Genomic DNA, 15,268 nt, shown 5'->3' on the forward strand with positions numbered 1-15,268 from the left:
GTCTTGCAATAACATAGCCTAACGCACCGTAATAAATAAAATCACCGAAAAAGTGTCCGATGCCCCAAAAAACGACTCCTACTAAAGACCATGTTAAGTAGGTATAAATTAATGTAGATATACCAATTGTAAGCCACCAAATAATAACAGCAGGGTTCGATATAGTATAAATAATTCCAGTTTTAAAACCGCCTAGGCCACCTTCTGATGGAGAAGCAAGTTCTTGCTCAATCTGTTTAAGTTTTCGCGTTTCTTGGAATGTTAGAATCCCAAATGCAAAGAGCGAAAAACTGCTAACAAAACCAATTATGTTTAGAATCGATGAGGATGTGAAATATGAGATACTTCCTAAGCCAATAATAACAAGAGTCATAAGTACGACTTCAGTTAGAAAGTGAGACGATGCCATCTCCGCTCCGCTTTTTTCTCCCTCTTGCAGTGCTGTTTTGATTAATACGACAAACATTGGACCTGGAATCATGGCTCCTGTAAGGCAGATAACAAATCCGAGCCCAAATTGAATTAAAATCAAGAGGGGATCTAGAGCCATAATAGTACTTCCGCTTTTACACCTTGGAAATTCAAAGAAATAAAGAGAGGAGTTTTATTACCCAGAATCCATGAAGCTTATAAGAATTTTGCTCATTACGCAAGATGATTAATCGACGCATAAATTGAAAATTAGTCGCCTTTCGTCAATTTTACACAATAAAATGTGATATTCTCCTTCAAAGCGCCACCAATTTTTGTCGAACATTGAGAAGAAATATTAACGAAAAATTTATATGTGAAATAATGATACTCTCGCAAAGACTAAGTATTACTGGTGGGATTGCTTTTTGCGACTAAAGATTTAAACAGAAGAGATTCATTGGTGAAAACCTCTGAGTATACTTTTTCGATTAAATCTAATAGGGCAGTTTTAGTTTTAGAAGATGGATCTGTTTTTTCGGGCTATGGTTTCGGTGCTTTATCGAAAGAAACGTCTGGAGAATGTGTTTTTGCAACTGGAATGACAGGATATACGGAAACACTTACAGATCCTAGTTATAACGGACAAATTCTCTGCCTGACTTATCCGCTAGTTGGAAATTATGGTGTTGCTCCTTATTCAACAGTAGATGAGTTTGGTCTGCCCATTCATTTTGAATCAATAGGAATTAAGGTCAAAGGGTTAATTATCCATGAGTTATGCCATAATCCACACCATTGGGCATCTGTGAAATCATTAGATCAGTGGTTAACAGAAGAAAGCATTCCTGGAATATATGGAATCGATACACGTCTGTTAACAAGGAAATTACGTAAAACAGGTGTAATGTTAGGCATTCTTAAGACATACGATCGCTCAGATGAAATTGATTTTGATGCCTTAATTGGTGCAGCACAAAAGGTTCCTGATCCAAATAAAAGAAATCTAGCTTCTGAAGTAAGTACAAGTGAACCGATTATATACAACCCTTCGGGTAAAAAAAGGATTGTTTTGATAGATGTTGGCACTAAATTAGGCATTATTCAATGTCTTTTACAACTTGGTGTCTCTGTAATTCAAGTACCGTGGAATACACCTTTTGAAAAAATCTGGTCCTATCAACCTGATGGCGTACTCATAAGCAATGGACCTGGCGATCCAACTATTATGACAGAAACTATCAAAACTATACGTCATGTTATTGATGAAGAGATACCTACATTTGGTATTTGTTTTGGAAATCAACTCTTAGCATTAGCCCTTGGTGCATCCACATTCAAACTTAAGTACGGTCACAGAGGTGTCAACAAACCCGTTATTAATCTCGAAACAAAGAAATGCTATATTACTACTCAAAATCACGGTTTTGCCGTCGACCCAGACTCTTTAGAGGGAACTGGATTAAAACTGTGGTTCATTAACGCTGATGATCACACTGTTGAAGGATTAAAACACGAAACACTTCCCGTATGTTCATTTCAAGCACATCCAGAAGCTAAGCCAGGACCTTATGATGCAGAATGGCTCTTTCAACGCTTTATAAAGATGATAGAGGTTAAGAGCTAATGCCAAAATTTGACCATATTAAGAAAGTCCTGTTACTAGGTTCTGGAGCTTTAAAAATTGGTGAAGCTGGTGAATTCGATTATAGTGGATCTCAAGCGCTTAAAGCTATGAGAGAAGAAGATATAGAAACAGTCTTGCTTAATCCTAATGTGGCAACCATTCAGACTGATCCAAGTCTAGCTGGTAAAGTGTACTTACTTCCTGTTTTGCCAAAATATGTGACTGAAATAATAAAAAAGGAAAGACCTGATGGTATACTTTTAGCGTTTGGAGGACAAACCTCTCTTAACTGCGGAGTTCAACTCGCAGAGCAAGGAATTTTTGAAAAGTTTGATGTTGAAGTCTTAGGAACACCGATAAGGGGTATCCAGGAAAGCGAGGACAGAGAACTCTTTAGGCTAGCTATGGAAAGAGCTAACGCGCCAGTTCCGAAAAGTCGTGCTGTGAATTCAGTTGCTGAAGCACGTACTATAGCTGAGAAGATAGGGCTACCGATTATCGTCCGTCCAGCATATACACTTGGAGGAAAAGGGTCTGGAGTTGCCAGAAATGAGTACGAATTAGAACAAATTGTACAACGCGGCATAAGCCTTTCTCGTATCAATCAAGTACTAATTGAAGAATATCTGGAACATTGGAAAGAAGTAGAATACGAAGTAATGCGCGATTATGATGATAACTGCATTACTATCTGCAATATGGAAAATTTTGATCCTTTGGGAGTCCATACTGGCGAATCAATTGTAATTGCACCCTCACAAACTCTAACCAATCGGGAATATAACATCTTAAGATCTGCATCAATTAGAGTTATTCGGTCTTTAGGTGTAGTTGGAGAATGTAATGTTCAATTTGGCCTAGATTCTAAATCAGAAGAATACAGAGTCATTGAAGTTAATGCCCGGCTTTCACGTTCATCTGCTTTAGCATCAAAAGCTACAGGCTATCCTCTTGCGTATATAGCTGCTAAATTAGCTGTAGGATATACTCTACCAGAGTTAAAGAACGTAGTCACAGGTATCACAACTGCTTGTTTCGAACCGGCATTAGATTATCTTGTGGTTAAGATTCCACGCTGGGATCTTCCTAAGTTTGATCGTGTAGATCGACATATAGGAACTCAAATGAAATCTGTTGGAGAGGTTATGGCTATTGGCAGATGTTTTGAGGAAGCTTTGCAGAAAGCTGTTAGAATGCTTGATATCGGTAAACTTGGTGTTATTGGAAACGGGAACAGCTCATATTCATCTGATGAAATTCTAGAAGACGCACTTATTCGTCCCACTGATGAGAGGCTTTATATACTGGTTGATGCGTTTAAACGTGGTTATTCTGTTGAACAAATCTATAGACTATCTGGTATTGATCCCTGGTTTCTCTATAAGATTAAGAATATCATTGATTTAGAGGTATATCTGAAGCATATAGATCTCGAAAATGAAGATGAGGATACAATCAGAGAATTACTACAAGAAGCAAAACGTCTTGGCTTTTCCGATAAACAGATTAGCATTTGTTTAGATATATCCGAGAAAGCAGTGCGTTCACTTAGAAAGAAACAAAATATAATTCCTGTAATTAACCAAATTGACACATTAGCTGCAGAATGGCCTGCACACACAAACTATCTGTATCTAACGTATGGAGGGTCAGAGGATGATCTCATTGCAGCTGATCCAACAAAGAAAAATGTTGTTGTACTTGGATGTGGTAGTTACAGGATCGGATCAAGTGTAGAGTTCGACTGGACCACAATGAACATGGTCTGGGGACTCAAGAAACAAGGATTCGATGAATCAGTCGTGGTAAATTATAATCCTGAAACGGTTAGTACTGATTTTGATATGAGTGATCGTCTTTACTTCGATGAAATTACTCTTGAAAATGTGTTGGAAATTAATGAAAAAGAGCAACCAACTGGGTTAGTGGTTAGTGTTGGTGGTCAGATTCCTAATACTCTAGCTCATAAACTTTGGCAAGAAGGAATAACTATTCTTGGCACTGCTGCAGAAGATATAGATCGTGCAGAAGATAGATCGAAATTCAGTGCATTATTAGACTCAATAGGTATAAATCAACCAGCTTGGAAAACTTTGATAACTCTCGATGATGCCAAGGAATTTGCAAAAGATGTTGGATATCCTATATTAGTGAGACCTTCTTATGTCTTATCAGGCGCTGCAATGAGAGTTGCATTTACAGAAAAAGAATTGATTTCATTTTTGAAGCAGGCATCATCAGTCTCTCAAGAATATCCAGTTGTAATCTCCAAGTTTATTCAGAACGCAAAAGAAATTGAAGTTGATGCGGTATCAGATAGCGTCGATGTGTTTATTGGAGCAATTATCGAGCATATCGAACGGGCGGGAGTTCATTCAGGCGATGCTACAATGTCCATTCCGCCACTTACTCTATCTACGGAAATAACTGAAAAAATTAAGGAGTATACAATACGAGTAGCTAGAGCTCTGAAGATTCTCGGACCATTCAATATTCAATATCTTGTGAAAAATAGCGATTTATTAGTTATTGAATGCAATTTGCGCTCTTCTCGCTCAATGCCGTTCGTTTCAAAGGCTAGAGGCGTAAATCTTATGGAATTGAGCGCTGGTGTACTCCAAGGGAAGACATTAAGAGAATTAGGCGCTCTTGATACACCACCTATTGACTTTTATGTGGTTAAAACTCCACAATTTAGCTTTACACGCTTGACAGACGCAGATCCGATACTTGGTGTTGAAATGCGTTCCACTGGAGAAGTTGCTTGTTTTGGAGAAACCTTTGGTGATGCATTAATAAAAAGTCTTGAAGGTGCGGAATTTAAACTCCCTAAGCAGAATGGAAACGTGTTCATCACTGTTGGTGGTCTTGAACTTAAACAAAAATTGTTCCCAATAGCTAAAAAATTGATGCAAATGGGGTATAATATCTTAGCTACCGAAGATACAGCAGAGTTTTTTGAAAATGAGGGGCTTTCGGACGTGGAAACTCTTTACAAAATCAGTGAACAACATAGAAAACCCAACATTCTTGATTACCTAATAAATCAAAGGATTGATTTGGTTATTAACATCCCACAGTCAACAACCCTAGAAAAGTATTCCTTGATGTTGGAAGACGAATATGCGATGCGAAGAAAAGCTGTAGAATTTGGTATTCCCATATTAACAACTGTCGAGTTATCTGAAGCCTTTGTCGATGCGTTAAACGAGTTAATGTTAAAAGACGGAACGATACTCTCACTCAATGAATACCATAGCGATGAAAAGGAAAAAGTAAAACCAACCCGATTCCGAGTGATTCAATAATTTACTCTATTTCGGTATATTTCTTAACATTATATTTCAGCTGCACGTAATTTGTTGCGGAACTGTTTTTCTTTTTCATTCAAAACCATTTCCGTAAACTCGTTGATTTCCTCTAACCATTTTAATTTTTCTTCAGTAGTAAGTTTCATATATTCTTTGATTTTCTCGTCTTCTAAAGTATAATAAAAACCTTTAGTCGTTAGCTCAGGAGGATTAAGTTTTAGCTGTTCCATTGAATACTCAATTGCAGACAAGATATCTTCTTGTTCTAATTGTGGGTACTTTTCCAGAATCTGTTCATAAGTCGTTCTATTTACAAGAAGTTCCAGAATAATGTCAACGCTTATGCTAGTGTCCTTTATTATTGCTTTCCCTGCGAGAATTTTGGGATCTATTATTATCCTTTCGTTTCACCAATTTATCCTCGATATATTATGAGAAAATCTTTTTTAGAAAACATACCTCTTTAATAAGTTCAAATAAAAGAACTTTACATAAATATTTTGCTTATAAGTTATATGTACTGATAAAAGAAAAGAGGTTAATTACAAATGATAAGCCGAATTTGGCATGGGTGGACGACACCGGAAAACGCCGATGACTATGAGTCACTTTTGAAAAATGAAATCTTTACCTGGATTAGCAACCGTGAAATTGCAGGCTATAGGGGCATTCATCTACTACGTCGTAATCTCGGCAAAGAAATAGAGTTCGTAACAATTATGTGGTTTGACTCAATCGATGCAGTTCGGTCTTTCGCTGGCGAAGATTATGAAGTCGCAGTTGTACCACCAAAAGCAAGAGCCCTACTTTCTAGATTTGATGCAAAATCTCAACATTATGACGTCAAAGCAAAACTAGAAGTTTAGCTCTCGGTTCAATCTTAAATCAGACTCTTAATTTTCTTTTCATTTTTTCTCAGACTTTTATAAATAATAGCGGCACATTAAATTAACTTTAACAAATTAAGATTTAGGAAATGGTGGTGATCATAGTGCCCTATACCAAATTAGAAGATCTTGAATGGAAACCACATCCAATGTTGAAAGGTGTCAAAATAAAACCTCTGTTATCCAAGAAAAAGGATAATGCTGATGTCACGTGCTATCTTGTATTAGTTCCAAAAGGCGGAGATATTGTTGAACATGTACATGAGAAGTCCGATGATATCATATACGTTTTGAAGGGAAAAGCGAAGATGTTCATCGAGGGAGACGGTGAATTTGATCTTGTACCTGGGGTTTTTGTTAGAGTTCCAAAGAACACAAAGCATCGTATTTATGACATCGAAGAGGACTTTCTGGCGTATGACGTTTTTGTTCCGCCGATACTCTAATTTCTTAAACTGATATAGACAAAAATCCTAAGCATGTTCGTAAGATGATGACTTCTTTCGAATTGCACATAATATTGATTTATTCAAAAAGTAACCTAAGCAGTGGGCGATTTAGATAAATTACAGTAAAAACTTCAAATTCCTTTTGAAGGAGTTACTTTATCAATTTTCCATTCTTTTAGATGCATACGGAGGGTTAGAATTTCTAATCCTACGATTTCATCAGTTTTAACATCATATATACCAATAATTGTTCCTTCTTCGTCTATAGCATCACTTATACTATCCGAATACTCGCGGAATCGAATACCCAGAACATCGGAAGTGAAATCATATCTTAAATCAAATATAGTATGTGGTAATTTAATTTCAAAAGTCTTTTCGATCTTTTGAATGATTTTTTGTGGATTAATCGTAGTTATGGCCATATCTGTAGCGTCCTTAACTTCTCTTTAAATGTTTTTTTCACTTTCACACAGGGCTCCCTTACATTTATCAATAATATCGCTGAGAGTTATTTAATGACATCAATAATTCGTATTGTTAAATCTATTAAACGTGTTCCCATAAGGCTTACAGCCATTCAATGGCAACATATTCTCAAAAGACATCCAAAATTAAAAGATTTTCAAGATCAAATCTTATTAACTGTAGAGCGGCCTTACAGAATATATTCTGCACCAGAAAAGGAATTTGAGTTCGCAGCACTGAAGGTCTTTCCAGAATTGCGCGAAAAAGGCCTTGCTGAAAATCTCATTGTTCATTATAAAGAACTTTCTAAAAAGGATGGATTTATAATTACAGCATTCGTAATGAGTGATAAACGATTGAAAAGGAGGTTTCGAAAATGGCAGATAGTATATCAAAGTTAAGAATGGCTATTGACCCTTTCAAAGTATTAGATTCTGTTTCAGAACTACTCCCTGCCAATATACGTCAAAAAGAAATTGTTAGTGTCTCTTATGACCCTGAAGCCGATGTTTTGTACGCACAATTTGATCTTTCATCTGATGCAGTAGATAATGAGCCAATAGATGAGTTGGGCTATATTCTACTAGCATTGAATTCGAAAGAAGAAATCGTTGGAATAACGATAATGAATGCAAAACGCTTCATTAAAGAGTAATCTAAACTTATAAAATGATTATACGAATATTTTTTCAATTAAGTTAAGTTCAGCACACTTTATGTATTTTTGTCATATCTTTTATTACTTCTAAAATGAATGCCTGAATTATTGATGACTTTAGGACTAAAATATAATCAATTCACGCTTTTTCATATGCTTCCAGAAATTCTTCTCTTTTGATTCCTGACTGCCTACAAATTATCCTCAAAGTAGATCCTTTTATTTTATTGTGATTTGGCATGGTGAGAGGCGTCCTTGTGCCATTCGGATTCTCTCTAACCATAGATATATGTTTTCCTTCCCGGATAATACTAAATCCAAGAGCTTTCAGGGCTTTAACGACTTTTCGCTTGGGAGCATCTCTTGGAAACTTCATTATACGATCACTTCAGCTATAAAAGTCTCAATGATCTCTTCTGTTTCAAAAGCATCCTCTCCAAAGGTTTCTATATGAAACTTGACTGCAGATTTGATATCAGCTAATGCTTCCTCATAAGTATCGCCTTCACCTACAACGACACCCTTTAACCCGAGAGGATATGCTACATAACCTTCTGGATGTTTCTCAACAATTATCTTGATTTGTCTCACGCTTTTCACCTTGCCCTATATTTTATAGTCTTGCTTTTTAATTCTATTGTGATAACGACGTAAGTTAGTATTATAATCCATTTGATTTCAAACGCATAATAAGAATAAAAACAAACGCTTATCAAATTATATTTCTATTAAAAATCCAACTGAGGTCTTCAAATGAATGTTGAAGATGTCGTAACAAAGGCTTTTAAAATTTTGAGGAAGGAACTCAGTGCCGAAGAATACTTAATTTATCTGCAAGCAATAACTCCAAGAATGGGAGATGCAGTAAAGGAACTCAGAGAGAAAACAAAAGATTTAAGTCTAGACGATGTTGTTAAAAAAGCAAAAGATTTTGAAAAGAAGAATTAACGAATATCAAATTCGTTTCTTTTTTTGAACATGTAAGTGTCTGATTACTGCAAGGAGAACAAGATATGAAAATAAAATATGATTCAGAAGTAGATATTCTTACCATAGAGGTTTCTGGCGAAGGAATTGATTACGCCGAAGAAGTAGGTGGAATAATAGTCCACTTTACAAAAGAAGGAAAACCCGTAGTTTTAGAGATTCTTGACGCAAGTGATTTTCTAGCTCAAACAACCAAAATCGCTATGCAGAAAAAGAGTGAGGGAATAATTGAAAGTGGAATATAGTTTCCGTCACAACTCTTATTGAAACAGAGTCAGAAAAGATCCTTCAGAGAGGAGTAAAATGGAAACGATCATAGAAAATATCGAGAAGGTAGATGTTTCATATGATAAGGAAAGAGACGTTCTTTACATCAGTTTTGGGCATTCACAGCCAGCTGATGACTCTGAATTGACAGATAAAGACATTATTATTCGTTATAAAGACAATAAAGTCATAGGATTGTCTGTATTGAGTTTTTCAAAACGTCTACAACATTAAATGCACTTTCTTTCGTCTATTGTTTTTGAGACCTTTTCAATGTCATTTAATTTGCAGTTCGTCTCTGATAAGAAGATTTAATGAAATTATTGATTTGCGTGAATTATTGATTAATAGTTGATATTCTACCATAAAGCGTTTAATTGGCATTCTGTTACTTAGTTGTTGTCTTACGCTGCACCAATAGTGCTTTAGTTTTGTCAATTCAATTTAAATTGAAAATATAAAAAATACAAAGGACATACTATATTCTTCAGATTATAAATAGAAGTTCGAAAAATGGTGAATAGGAATGGTGGAATTATCGGAGAAGAAAAAGGGAATAGAGGAGTTATTGGAAAAGATACCTCCTGAGAGGCGATGGGCAATAACCGCTAAATATCTCCTCGGTATCGCAGTGTTGCAAGGTGAGAAGAAGACTGCACCTGAAATGATTAAGGATGAGGGGATTATCGCGCCTGTATTAGGCGCAGAAAAGTGGATAGAGATGAACGTGAAGATATATGGTGAGGGCATTTTGCAGAGTGCTCTCTGGGTCAAAGAAACGTTTAATTTACCAGTAGAGAATGCAATCGAGTACTGCAATTTAGCCGTCGTTAATTTAACATTATGCGGAGGTCCTGAGTTGGAGTTTGAATATGTCGAAAAAACTCCAGAAAGAGTCGTAGTCAGATGGACTAAGTGTCCGTATATGGAAAGGTATAAAGAGTGGGAGGTAGATCCTGCGTTTATCCCTTGCGGTGCTAGCCATAAAATATATGCTGAAGAGAGAATCAAGAAAATTAATCCTAAGCTAAATAGCAAACTAACCAAGGCAATGCCATGGGGAGACCCCTACTGCGAGGATATCATCGAGTTTAAGGAAGAGTGAACCTTAGAACGACAAACGAATTAAAGAAAAGAAGCCTATCTAAGAAAAAATCGAAAATCTGAATATAATTAAGATATTTTCACTTGTACACCCTTGATCTTTTATCAATATTGACGATTAATATTGTTTTGATGTCCTCATAAATTTCATATAAAATTCTGTGATCTCCTACTCGCATCCTAAATAATTTCTCTTTTCTACCCATTATTTTTCGAGTGCCTGAAGGGTAAGGGTTTTCAGCTAAAGATTCAAGCCCTCTTATTATTCGACCTTGCGTGTTCTTATTAAGTTTTTTAATATATTTACGGGCTCTAGTGCTGAAATGCAGCTCATAGCTCACTTATTTCCCTCTTTAAATCTTCAAGTTTAATCGTTTTTCCTTCTTCAAATTCTTTTTCTGCCTCTTTCAAAAATACTACTTCCTCATCTGTTAAAATACTATCTCTGTCAAGCATGTGACTTTTTATATACTCCAATTCTTTCCGTATCTCTCTTAGTTCTTTAAGTATCATAGCCACATCATCTTTTGCCACCAATTTACACACCTTCCAGTTAATTATAACTCCCTTTTATTTATACAATTTTTTGTTGTTCAAAATACATCTCGCTTCTTGAGAAAAGAATGTTCTACTTAATTTGCCACCATATCAATTAAATTATTTTACAGAATTGTTACGTGTAACCCCCGAAAAAATAATTAAACTCTCTCCCTGACGACTTCTTTTGAATTACACATAATATTGATTTCACGTAATTGATGTTATCAGTACAAATCTTTTTTATTCATAATAATTATACGAGAGAGTATGATTATTTTGTGGTCTTAGACGAATTATGTTTAGTTAAGGCGTTGAAAAACAGCTAAATTTACAATTAAAGATTAGACTTCAAATTATTTTTAGAATTTAATTATAACGCTTTTTTTATTGATTATTAGTTTATTAAGTATTATTTAAAGAATCTTTGAAAACAATTACAAATTCTAGCAAGTTGTTTTCAAATAGCCTATGTCAAAAATATTAATCAATAGTGTATTTTTGTGATGCAAGTTTTGTGGATCAAAGATAATTTGCTTTGAATCAAGATTTTGGAGTTTGGATAAACTCTCTCAACTCATCAAGTCCTCTTAGGTGGTATGTTGGTATCTGAAAAGCAGCAAATGGATATTGAATACGGTGACGTGTCATCCAGTGTATTGGTCCTTTTTTTCCACAAGGATATTTCTGAATATTCTCCGCATATATCCAGCCAATAGGAAACCAAGCATTTATGTCATTGAAATTGTCCTCACGAATTACGGTTCCCATGAAGATTATGTCATATTTTGCAATAAGATCCTTTTGACCAGCGTGATATAATCGATTGCCATAATACTCATTGTATTTTATCTTCTTAGTGATTACATCCCACACATAACGTTCAGGAATAGATTCAGTCTTTATGTCAATAACTAATTTGTTTATCAAGATATCATTTGAATCAATAGTCTCATAATTTGGTCTAATACCCGTTCTCCAGTCCAAGTCTAATAAAATCCTCGCTGCAAATTCACCAAAGAATCCTATCATCATAATTTCCTGAAAGCTATAGAGATGATCCGTTTGTATAAAATGATGCTTGATGAAAGCTTCACGTTTTTCAGCTTCAGTTTTTGCTCTGTTTTTCATTTCATAAGTGATTTTTACACCATGGTATTTTGTTATAGTGTTTTCAGAGATTGGCATTACCTTCTCCCTAATGAAATCTTTGTATCTAGTTATAGTAAATAATAAATAAAAATTATTAAATTAGAAAGCATTAAATCTTAGATTTTATAATTACATAAATTGCTGCAAATTAGCTAAGTTTCTAGATTTAACACTAGAAGAATATCCTCAAAAAAATTGCAGGGAAAAAAATGAGAAATGACTTAAATAGGAAAGGATTATTAATAAGACAACCCTTCGCATCAAAAATTGTTCAAGGTGATTTCCCGGTTCTTTTTAGAAAAAGAAAGACTGCAAATAGGGGTGAAATTATTATTCTTTCGACAAAGACACCAGATAAGAAATTGTACCCAAAGGGAAATATCAATACTGCAAAATATCCTTTAGGCGTCGCTGTAGGAACAGTTGAACTCGTTGATGTATTAAAAACGACACAATCAGAAATTAAGAGATTAAAAAAATTCAAAACACGTGAAGGAAAAGAAATTATGCTTAAAGAAAAATTCTTGAATGCTTACCCATGGCATACTTCTCACAAAGAAAAAAAGTCTCCCATTTTTATATGGCTTCTTAAAAACCCGCAAGAATGGACTAACCCACCAACTTATGAAATTACTGGACAACCCCATGTCTGGACTACAAATTTTCTGTTAAAAAAGTGACATAATTCAAAATAACAGACTTTTTAGATGTTTTTAATAGCAAAAACCTAATGACCAAGTCTAAAAAAAGGGCATACTGATTTTTCTTGAAAATATAAAATCATATAAAGCTTTTTATTCAGTCCAAATAATTTAAATAGTCTTTGACATAATTTTTTCCAAAGATTATAGATATAAAGGACGGAAATTCATTGACTTTAAAAAAGAAAAATGATAGTGAGCCAAGAAATGAAATCGATCCAAGAAATGATTTAAACGATTTAACAAGTAAAGAATGGGTTAAAAGAACAAAAAGTATTTGGTATAGTCAACCACCACAAAGAGATAAGCTAAAAATTCAACATCCCGCAACTTTTGCTGAATCTGATATTGAAGAATTGCTTTTATTTTTTACAAAAAGGGGAAATAAAGTTTTAGATCCATTTCTAGGTGTTGGTAGTACCCTTATAGCTTGTTATAATAAAGATAGACATGGGATCGGGATAGAATTAATTAATAAATGGGTTGAAATTGCTAGAAAAAGGGTGAAATTAGTTACTTCACAACTCAAGCTAGATCAAATAAATAAGGAGGAGAGAATAACGCAAACCATTATTCATGGCGACGCGAGGGAAAAGATGAAAGACTTTAATGACAATGAATTTGATTTTATTGTAACTAGTCCACCTTATTGGAAAATACTTAGAAAAGCAGTTGATCATAAAAGCAAACAAGAGAGAATTAACAAGGGGCTACCAACTAAATACAGTGAACATGAAGCAGATTTAGGGAATATTACAGAATACAGCGAATTCTTAAATGAACTAAAAAGGATTTTCGCGCAGTGTTATCGAGTTCTAAAGAAAAAGAAGTATATGTGTGTCATAATTACTGATTTCAGAATACGTCAAAGATTTATCATGTATCATGCTGATTTGGCTCAAAGAATTTGTGAACTTGGGTTTATTTTAAAAGCAGCAAATATATTAGTTCAAGATAGCAAAACACTTTATCCTTATGGTTATCCTTTTGACTATGTTCCAAATGTACATCACCAATTTATATTAATATTTAGAAAGCCTGAATAAATGCTTTCTTGGAGGTTGTCCCTATGACGGCGGAAGGTGAAGTTTCTTGTGGTGTTATAAAATGGCTTATAGACCAACAAATAGATTGGAATCAAGAAAAGCACAGAATGGATATTGGTTTCTGGATCGATCGGCTTACCTTCAATGCTGCATGCGACTTTTTGGAAACAAATCAGAATGAAAACGATCTTGTTCAAAGTCTTGAGAATGAATTTGGAATTAGTAGCGAGTATTTGGAAAAACATTGGTTAGGAGTACAAGATTTTTCCATACCATGGGATAATCATAGCTTAACACCTGATATTATGTCTCATGTTTATCATCTTTCTGATGCGTACTCAGAAACATGGGCAATTGAGTGTAAAGGAGATGCCGTTGACAGCATAAAACGTGGTTTCCTTCAAGTAATAGGTCATGGCAAGGTCGTAAACAAATCATTTATAGCATTACCAGAAGAGTTTAAGAGTATGGTAATTGACCTCAAAAACAATGGTTACGGTATCCTACCATATAATTCCAATAATAGAGAAATCATTTTTGAAGATTCAATTCAAACAAAGGCCGATCCTAAGCTTCTTAATTACTTCAATAAATACTTAAGAGATCTTCATTTGAAGAAAAGGGTCTTACCTTTTCTTTACGGGAAACCTTTTATGCAAAGAAGAATCGCTTTACTAACAAATTTATCTATTGCTCTTCATATTTTTTATAATCAAGAGAAATATAAAGAAAATGGAATAGAAGAAGCTCGTATTTTTTCTCAAATATTAGAAGCTGGTCAAATGGCAGCGGGGATAAGTAATATTGAACAGCATATCGCTGATTTAATTGATATGGAATTGATCAATGATAATTATGAGGTTTCTGACAGGGCGAAGAGTTTCTTCCATATTTTAGACAGAGAGCTTGTTGGGAACAACGATATTGAAAAAATTAATCATTTTAGAGAAATGTTACCTTCTATTCAACAAGGAATTCTTTATCAACAAAGTGAATTCGGTTTTTTTGTCGCCAATTTACTGAAGATTTTCCTTTCTTCAAATAAAAGCATTCAGGAGTTTATTGGATGGATATCTCAAGCATCCCAAGAAGCAGGTAGTGACACACCAGTTTTTGCCCATGTTATCACAATTGGTCTAAAACAAAACCCACTTCTATTAACCGAAATGCTGCTTTTCAAAAGGACAGCTACAATTCCCAGGTTTCAACTTAACTTGGCAAGACCACGACCTAATGCATGTGCAACTTGCCCACGTGAAGATAAAATTGACTTTTGTTTTTGTGGAGGAGACGAAAGCAGAATGTTTGAAGATGTTTATACGAGTCACGAACAAAGAGAACCGTTTCAAGAAAGATATAATGAGTTTTTTGATGTTTGGACGAAGACAATCCCTATTGAAATCTTTTCTAGAAATGATCTAAGAAATAAATATGTTAAGATTTTCAAATATCAAAATGAGAATGAAGTTGAAATATTGGCTCCATGTTTCATTAAATGTCTGTTACATACAAATATCAACAAAACAACAGCAATACTTAAACACATTGGTATTCTAGGAGAAGACGTTAGAAGTGGTTTAAAAGCTGAATTATGTACTAGGTTTGATCCATTATATTTAAATCCTGAGATGGTAAGGCAGACAGAAATAATTGAATAATGTTT

General features: G+C 34.7%; 21 protein-coding genes. 13 read left to right on the top strand and 8 right to left on the bottom strand.

All coding sequences use genetic code 11. The features are described 5' to 3' along the window. Positions 1–550 (bottom strand): LysE family transporter (locus QVB70_RS04710; protein WP_287583896.1); only part of this gene is annotated, 550 nt, incomplete at its 3' end. A 324-nt stretch (positions 551–874) separates the two neighbouring features. On the opposite strand from QVB70_RS04710, the gene carA reads away from it, so the two are divergent. Together carA and carB are read left to right on the top strand one after the other, a co-directional pair. Beyond that, positions 875–2,038, top strand: coding sequence for a glutamine-hydrolyzing carbamoyl-phosphate synthase small subunit (gene carA / locus QVB70_RS04715; protein WP_287583898.1), 1,164 nt, complete (start codon positions 875–877; stop codon positions 2,036–2,038). Further along, positions 2,038–5,346, top strand: a complete 3,309-nt coding sequence (gene carB, locus QVB70_RS04720) for a carbamoyl-phosphate synthase (glutamine-hydrolyzing) large subunit (protein WP_287583900.1) — start codon at positions 2,038–2,040, stop codon at positions 5,344–5,346. The genes carA and carB overlap by 1 nt, the downstream gene beginning before the upstream one ends. Positions 5,347–5,375: 29 nt before the next feature. Here the strand turns inward: carB and QVB70_RS04725 are convergent, their stop codons facing one another. Continuing rightward, positions 5,376–5,747: a DUF433 domain-containing protein gene (locus QVB70_RS04725; protein WP_342766543.1), complete on the bottom strand. Its 372-nt coding sequence runs from the start codon at positions 5,745–5,747 to the stop codon at positions 5,376–5,378. A 150-nt stretch (positions 5,748–5,897) separates the two neighbouring features. On the opposite strand from QVB70_RS04725, the gene QVB70_RS04730 reads away from it, so the two are divergent. Further along, positions 5,898–6,215, top strand: coding sequence for a hypothetical protein (locus QVB70_RS04730; RefSeq protein WP_287583902.1), 318 nt, complete (start codon positions 5,898–5,900; stop codon positions 6,213–6,215). Positions 6,216–6,340: 125 nt separating this feature from the next. Further along, positions 6,341–6,682, top strand: coding sequence for a cupin domain-containing protein (locus QVB70_RS04735; protein WP_287583904.1), 342 nt, complete (start codon positions 6,341–6,343; stop codon positions 6,680–6,682). A gap of 134 nt (positions 6,683–6,816) precedes the next feature. On the opposite strand, the gene QVB70_RS04740 is transcribed toward QVB70_RS04735, so the two are convergent. Then, a complete protein-coding gene (locus QVB70_RS04740; RefSeq protein ID WP_287583906.1) occupies positions 6,817–7,110 on the bottom strand; it encodes a hypothetical protein in 294 nt (97 codons plus the stop codon). Positions 7,111–7,203: 93 nt separating this feature from the next. Here QVB70_RS04740 and QVB70_RS04745 point away from each other — a divergent pair, with 93 nt between their 5' ends. Both QVB70_RS04745 and QVB70_RS04750 read left to right on the top strand, forming a co-directional pair. After that, positions 7,204–7,554 (top strand): hypothetical protein, encoded by a 351-nt coding sequence (locus QVB70_RS04745; RefSeq protein ID WP_287583908.1) that lies wholly within the window; start codon positions 7,204–7,206, stop codon positions 7,552–7,554. Then, complete coding sequence (locus tag QVB70_RS04750; protein WP_287583910.1) at positions 7,530–7,808, top strand: DUF2283 domain-containing protein; 279 nt, start codon at positions 7,530–7,532, stop codon at positions 7,806–7,808. The genes QVB70_RS04745 and QVB70_RS04750 overlap by 25 nt, the downstream gene beginning before the upstream one ends. Before the next feature lie 142 nt (positions 7,809–7,950). Here the strand turns inward: QVB70_RS04750 and QVB70_RS04755 are convergent, their stop codons facing one another. Both QVB70_RS04755 and QVB70_RS04760 read right to left on the bottom strand, forming a co-directional pair. Then, positions 7,951–8,187 (bottom strand): type II toxin-antitoxin system HicA family toxin, encoded by a 237-nt coding sequence (locus tag QVB70_RS04755; RefSeq protein ID WP_287583912.1) that lies wholly within the window; start codon positions 8,185–8,187, stop codon positions 7,951–7,953. After that, positions 8,187–8,402, bottom strand: coding sequence for a hypothetical protein (locus QVB70_RS04760; RefSeq protein WP_287583914.1), 216 nt, complete (start codon positions 8,400–8,402; stop codon positions 8,187–8,189). The genes QVB70_RS04755 and QVB70_RS04760 overlap by 1 nt, the downstream gene beginning before the upstream one ends. A 162-nt stretch (positions 8,403–8,564) precedes the next feature. Between QVB70_RS04760 and QVB70_RS04765 the strand changes: the two genes are divergently transcribed. From QVB70_RS04765 to QVB70_RS04780, 4 genes are all read left to right on the top strand, one after another. Further along, positions 8,565–8,759, top strand: coding sequence for a hypothetical protein (locus QVB70_RS04765; RefSeq protein ID WP_287583916.1), 195 nt, complete (start codon positions 8,565–8,567; stop codon positions 8,757–8,759). A gap of 65 nt (positions 8,760–8,824) precedes the next feature. Further along, on the top strand, positions 8,825–9,043 hold the full coding sequence (locus QVB70_RS04770; protein WP_287583918.1) for a DUF2283 domain-containing protein: 219 nt from the start codon (positions 8,825–8,827) through the stop codon (positions 9,041–9,043). 58 nt (positions 9,044–9,101) lie between these two features. Continuing rightward, positions 9,102–9,299 carry a DUF2283 domain-containing protein gene (locus QVB70_RS04775; RefSeq protein ID WP_287583920.1) on the top strand — a complete coding sequence of 66 codons (198 nt, stop codon included), beginning with the start codon at positions 9,102–9,104 and terminating at the stop codon, positions 9,297–9,299. A 292-nt stretch (positions 9,300–9,591) separates the two neighbouring features. Next, on the top strand, positions 9,592–10,170 hold the full coding sequence (locus QVB70_RS04780; RefSeq protein ID WP_287583922.1) for a hypothetical protein: 579 nt from the start codon (positions 9,592–9,594) through the stop codon (positions 10,168–10,170). Positions 10,171–10,249: 79 nt separating this feature from the next. Here the strand turns inward: QVB70_RS04780 and QVB70_RS04785 are convergent, their stop codons facing one another. From QVB70_RS04785 to QVB70_RS04795, 3 genes are all read right to left on the bottom strand, one after another. Continuing rightward, positions 10,250–10,510, bottom strand: coding sequence for a type II toxin-antitoxin system RelE/ParE family toxin (locus tag QVB70_RS04785; RefSeq protein WP_287583924.1), 261 nt, complete (start codon positions 10,508–10,510; stop codon positions 10,250–10,252). Next, positions 10,500–10,703 carry a hypothetical protein gene (locus QVB70_RS04790; RefSeq protein ID WP_287583926.1) on the bottom strand — a complete coding sequence of 68 codons (204 nt, stop codon included), beginning with the start codon at positions 10,701–10,703 and terminating at the stop codon, positions 10,500–10,502. The genes QVB70_RS04785 and QVB70_RS04790 overlap by 11 nt, the downstream gene beginning before the upstream one ends. Before the next feature lie 546 nt (positions 10,704–11,249). After that, the gene (locus QVB70_RS04795; RefSeq protein ID WP_287583928.1) at positions 11,250–11,894 is read right to left on the bottom strand and encodes a hypothetical protein; all 645 of its coding nucleotides are present in this window, start codon (positions 11,892–11,894) and stop codon (positions 11,250–11,252) included. 173 nt (positions 11,895–12,067) lie between these two features. On the opposite strand from QVB70_RS04795, the gene QVB70_RS04800 reads away from it, so the two are divergent. The 3 genes from QVB70_RS04800 to QVB70_RS04810 all read left to right on the top strand — a co-directional run bounded on the left by QVB70_RS04800 (position 12,068) and on the right by QVB70_RS04810 (position 15,263). Next, positions 12,068–12,538 (top strand): hypothetical protein, encoded by a 471-nt coding sequence (locus QVB70_RS04800; RefSeq protein WP_287583930.1) that lies wholly within the window; start codon positions 12,068–12,070, stop codon positions 12,536–12,538. Between the two features lie 191 nt (positions 12,539–12,729). Further along, complete coding sequence (locus QVB70_RS04805) at positions 12,730–13,605, top strand: DNA methyltransferase (RefSeq protein WP_287583932.1); 876 nt, start codon at positions 12,730–12,732, stop codon at positions 13,603–13,605. Between the two features lie 23 nt (positions 13,606–13,628). Continuing rightward, positions 13,629–15,263, top strand: coding sequence for a hypothetical protein (locus QVB70_RS04810; RefSeq protein ID WP_287583934.1), 1,635 nt, complete (start codon positions 13,629–13,631; stop codon positions 15,261–15,263). Positions 15,264–15,268: the final 5 nt, after the last annotated feature.

It is taken from the genome of Candidatus Borrarchaeum sp. (assembly GCF_019058535.1).
Classification (GTDB): Archaea; Asgardarchaeota; Sifarchaeia; order Borrarchaeales; family Borrarchaeaceae; genus Borrarchaeum; species Borrarchaeum weybense.

Coding starts and splice junctions, on each gene's coding strand:
- carB (WP_287583900.1), top strand. CDS start 2,038: ATGCCAAAATTTGACCATATTAAGAAAGTCCTGTTACTAGGTTCTGGA.
- QVB70_RS04730 (WP_287583902.1), top strand. CDS start 5,898: ATGATAAGCCGAATTTGGCATGGGTGGACGACACCGGAAAACGCCGAT.
- QVB70_RS04740 (WP_287583906.1), bottom strand. CDS start 7,110: ATGGCCATAACTACGATTAATCCACAAAAAATCATTCAAAAGATCGAA.
- QVB70_RS04745 (WP_287583908.1), top strand. CDS start 7,204: ATGACATCAATAATTCGTATTGTTAAATCTATTAAACGTGTTCCCATA.
- QVB70_RS04750 (WP_287583910.1), top strand. CDS start 7,530: ATGGCAGATAGTATATCAAAGTTAAGAATGGCTATTGACCCTTTCAAA.
- QVB70_RS04755 (WP_287583912.1), bottom strand. CDS start 8,187: ATGAAGTTTCCAAGAGATGCTCCCAAGCGAAAAGTCGTTAAAGCCCTG.
- QVB70_RS04765 (WP_287583916.1), top strand. CDS start 8,565: ATGAATGTTGAAGATGTCGTAACAAAGGCTTTTAAAATTTTGAGGAAG.
- QVB70_RS04770 (WP_287583918.1), top strand. CDS start 8,825: ATGAAAATAAAATATGATTCAGAAGTAGATATTCTTACCATAGAGGTT.
- QVB70_RS04775 (WP_287583920.1), top strand. CDS start 9,102: ATGGAAACGATCATAGAAAATATCGAGAAGGTAGATGTTTCATATGAT.
- QVB70_RS04780 (WP_287583922.1), top strand. CDS start 9,592: ATGGTGGAATTATCGGAGAAGAAAAAGGGAATAGAGGAGTTATTGGAA.
- QVB70_RS04795 (WP_287583928.1), bottom strand. CDS start 11,894: ATGCCAATCTCTGAAAACACTATAACAAAATACCATGGTGTAAAAATC.
- QVB70_RS04800 (WP_287583930.1), top strand. CDS start 12,068: ATGAGAAATGACTTAAATAGGAAAGGATTATTAATAAGACAACCCTTC.
- QVB70_RS04810 (WP_287583934.1), top strand. CDS start 13,629: ATGACGGCGGAAGGTGAAGTTTCTTGTGGTGTTATAAAATGGCTTATA.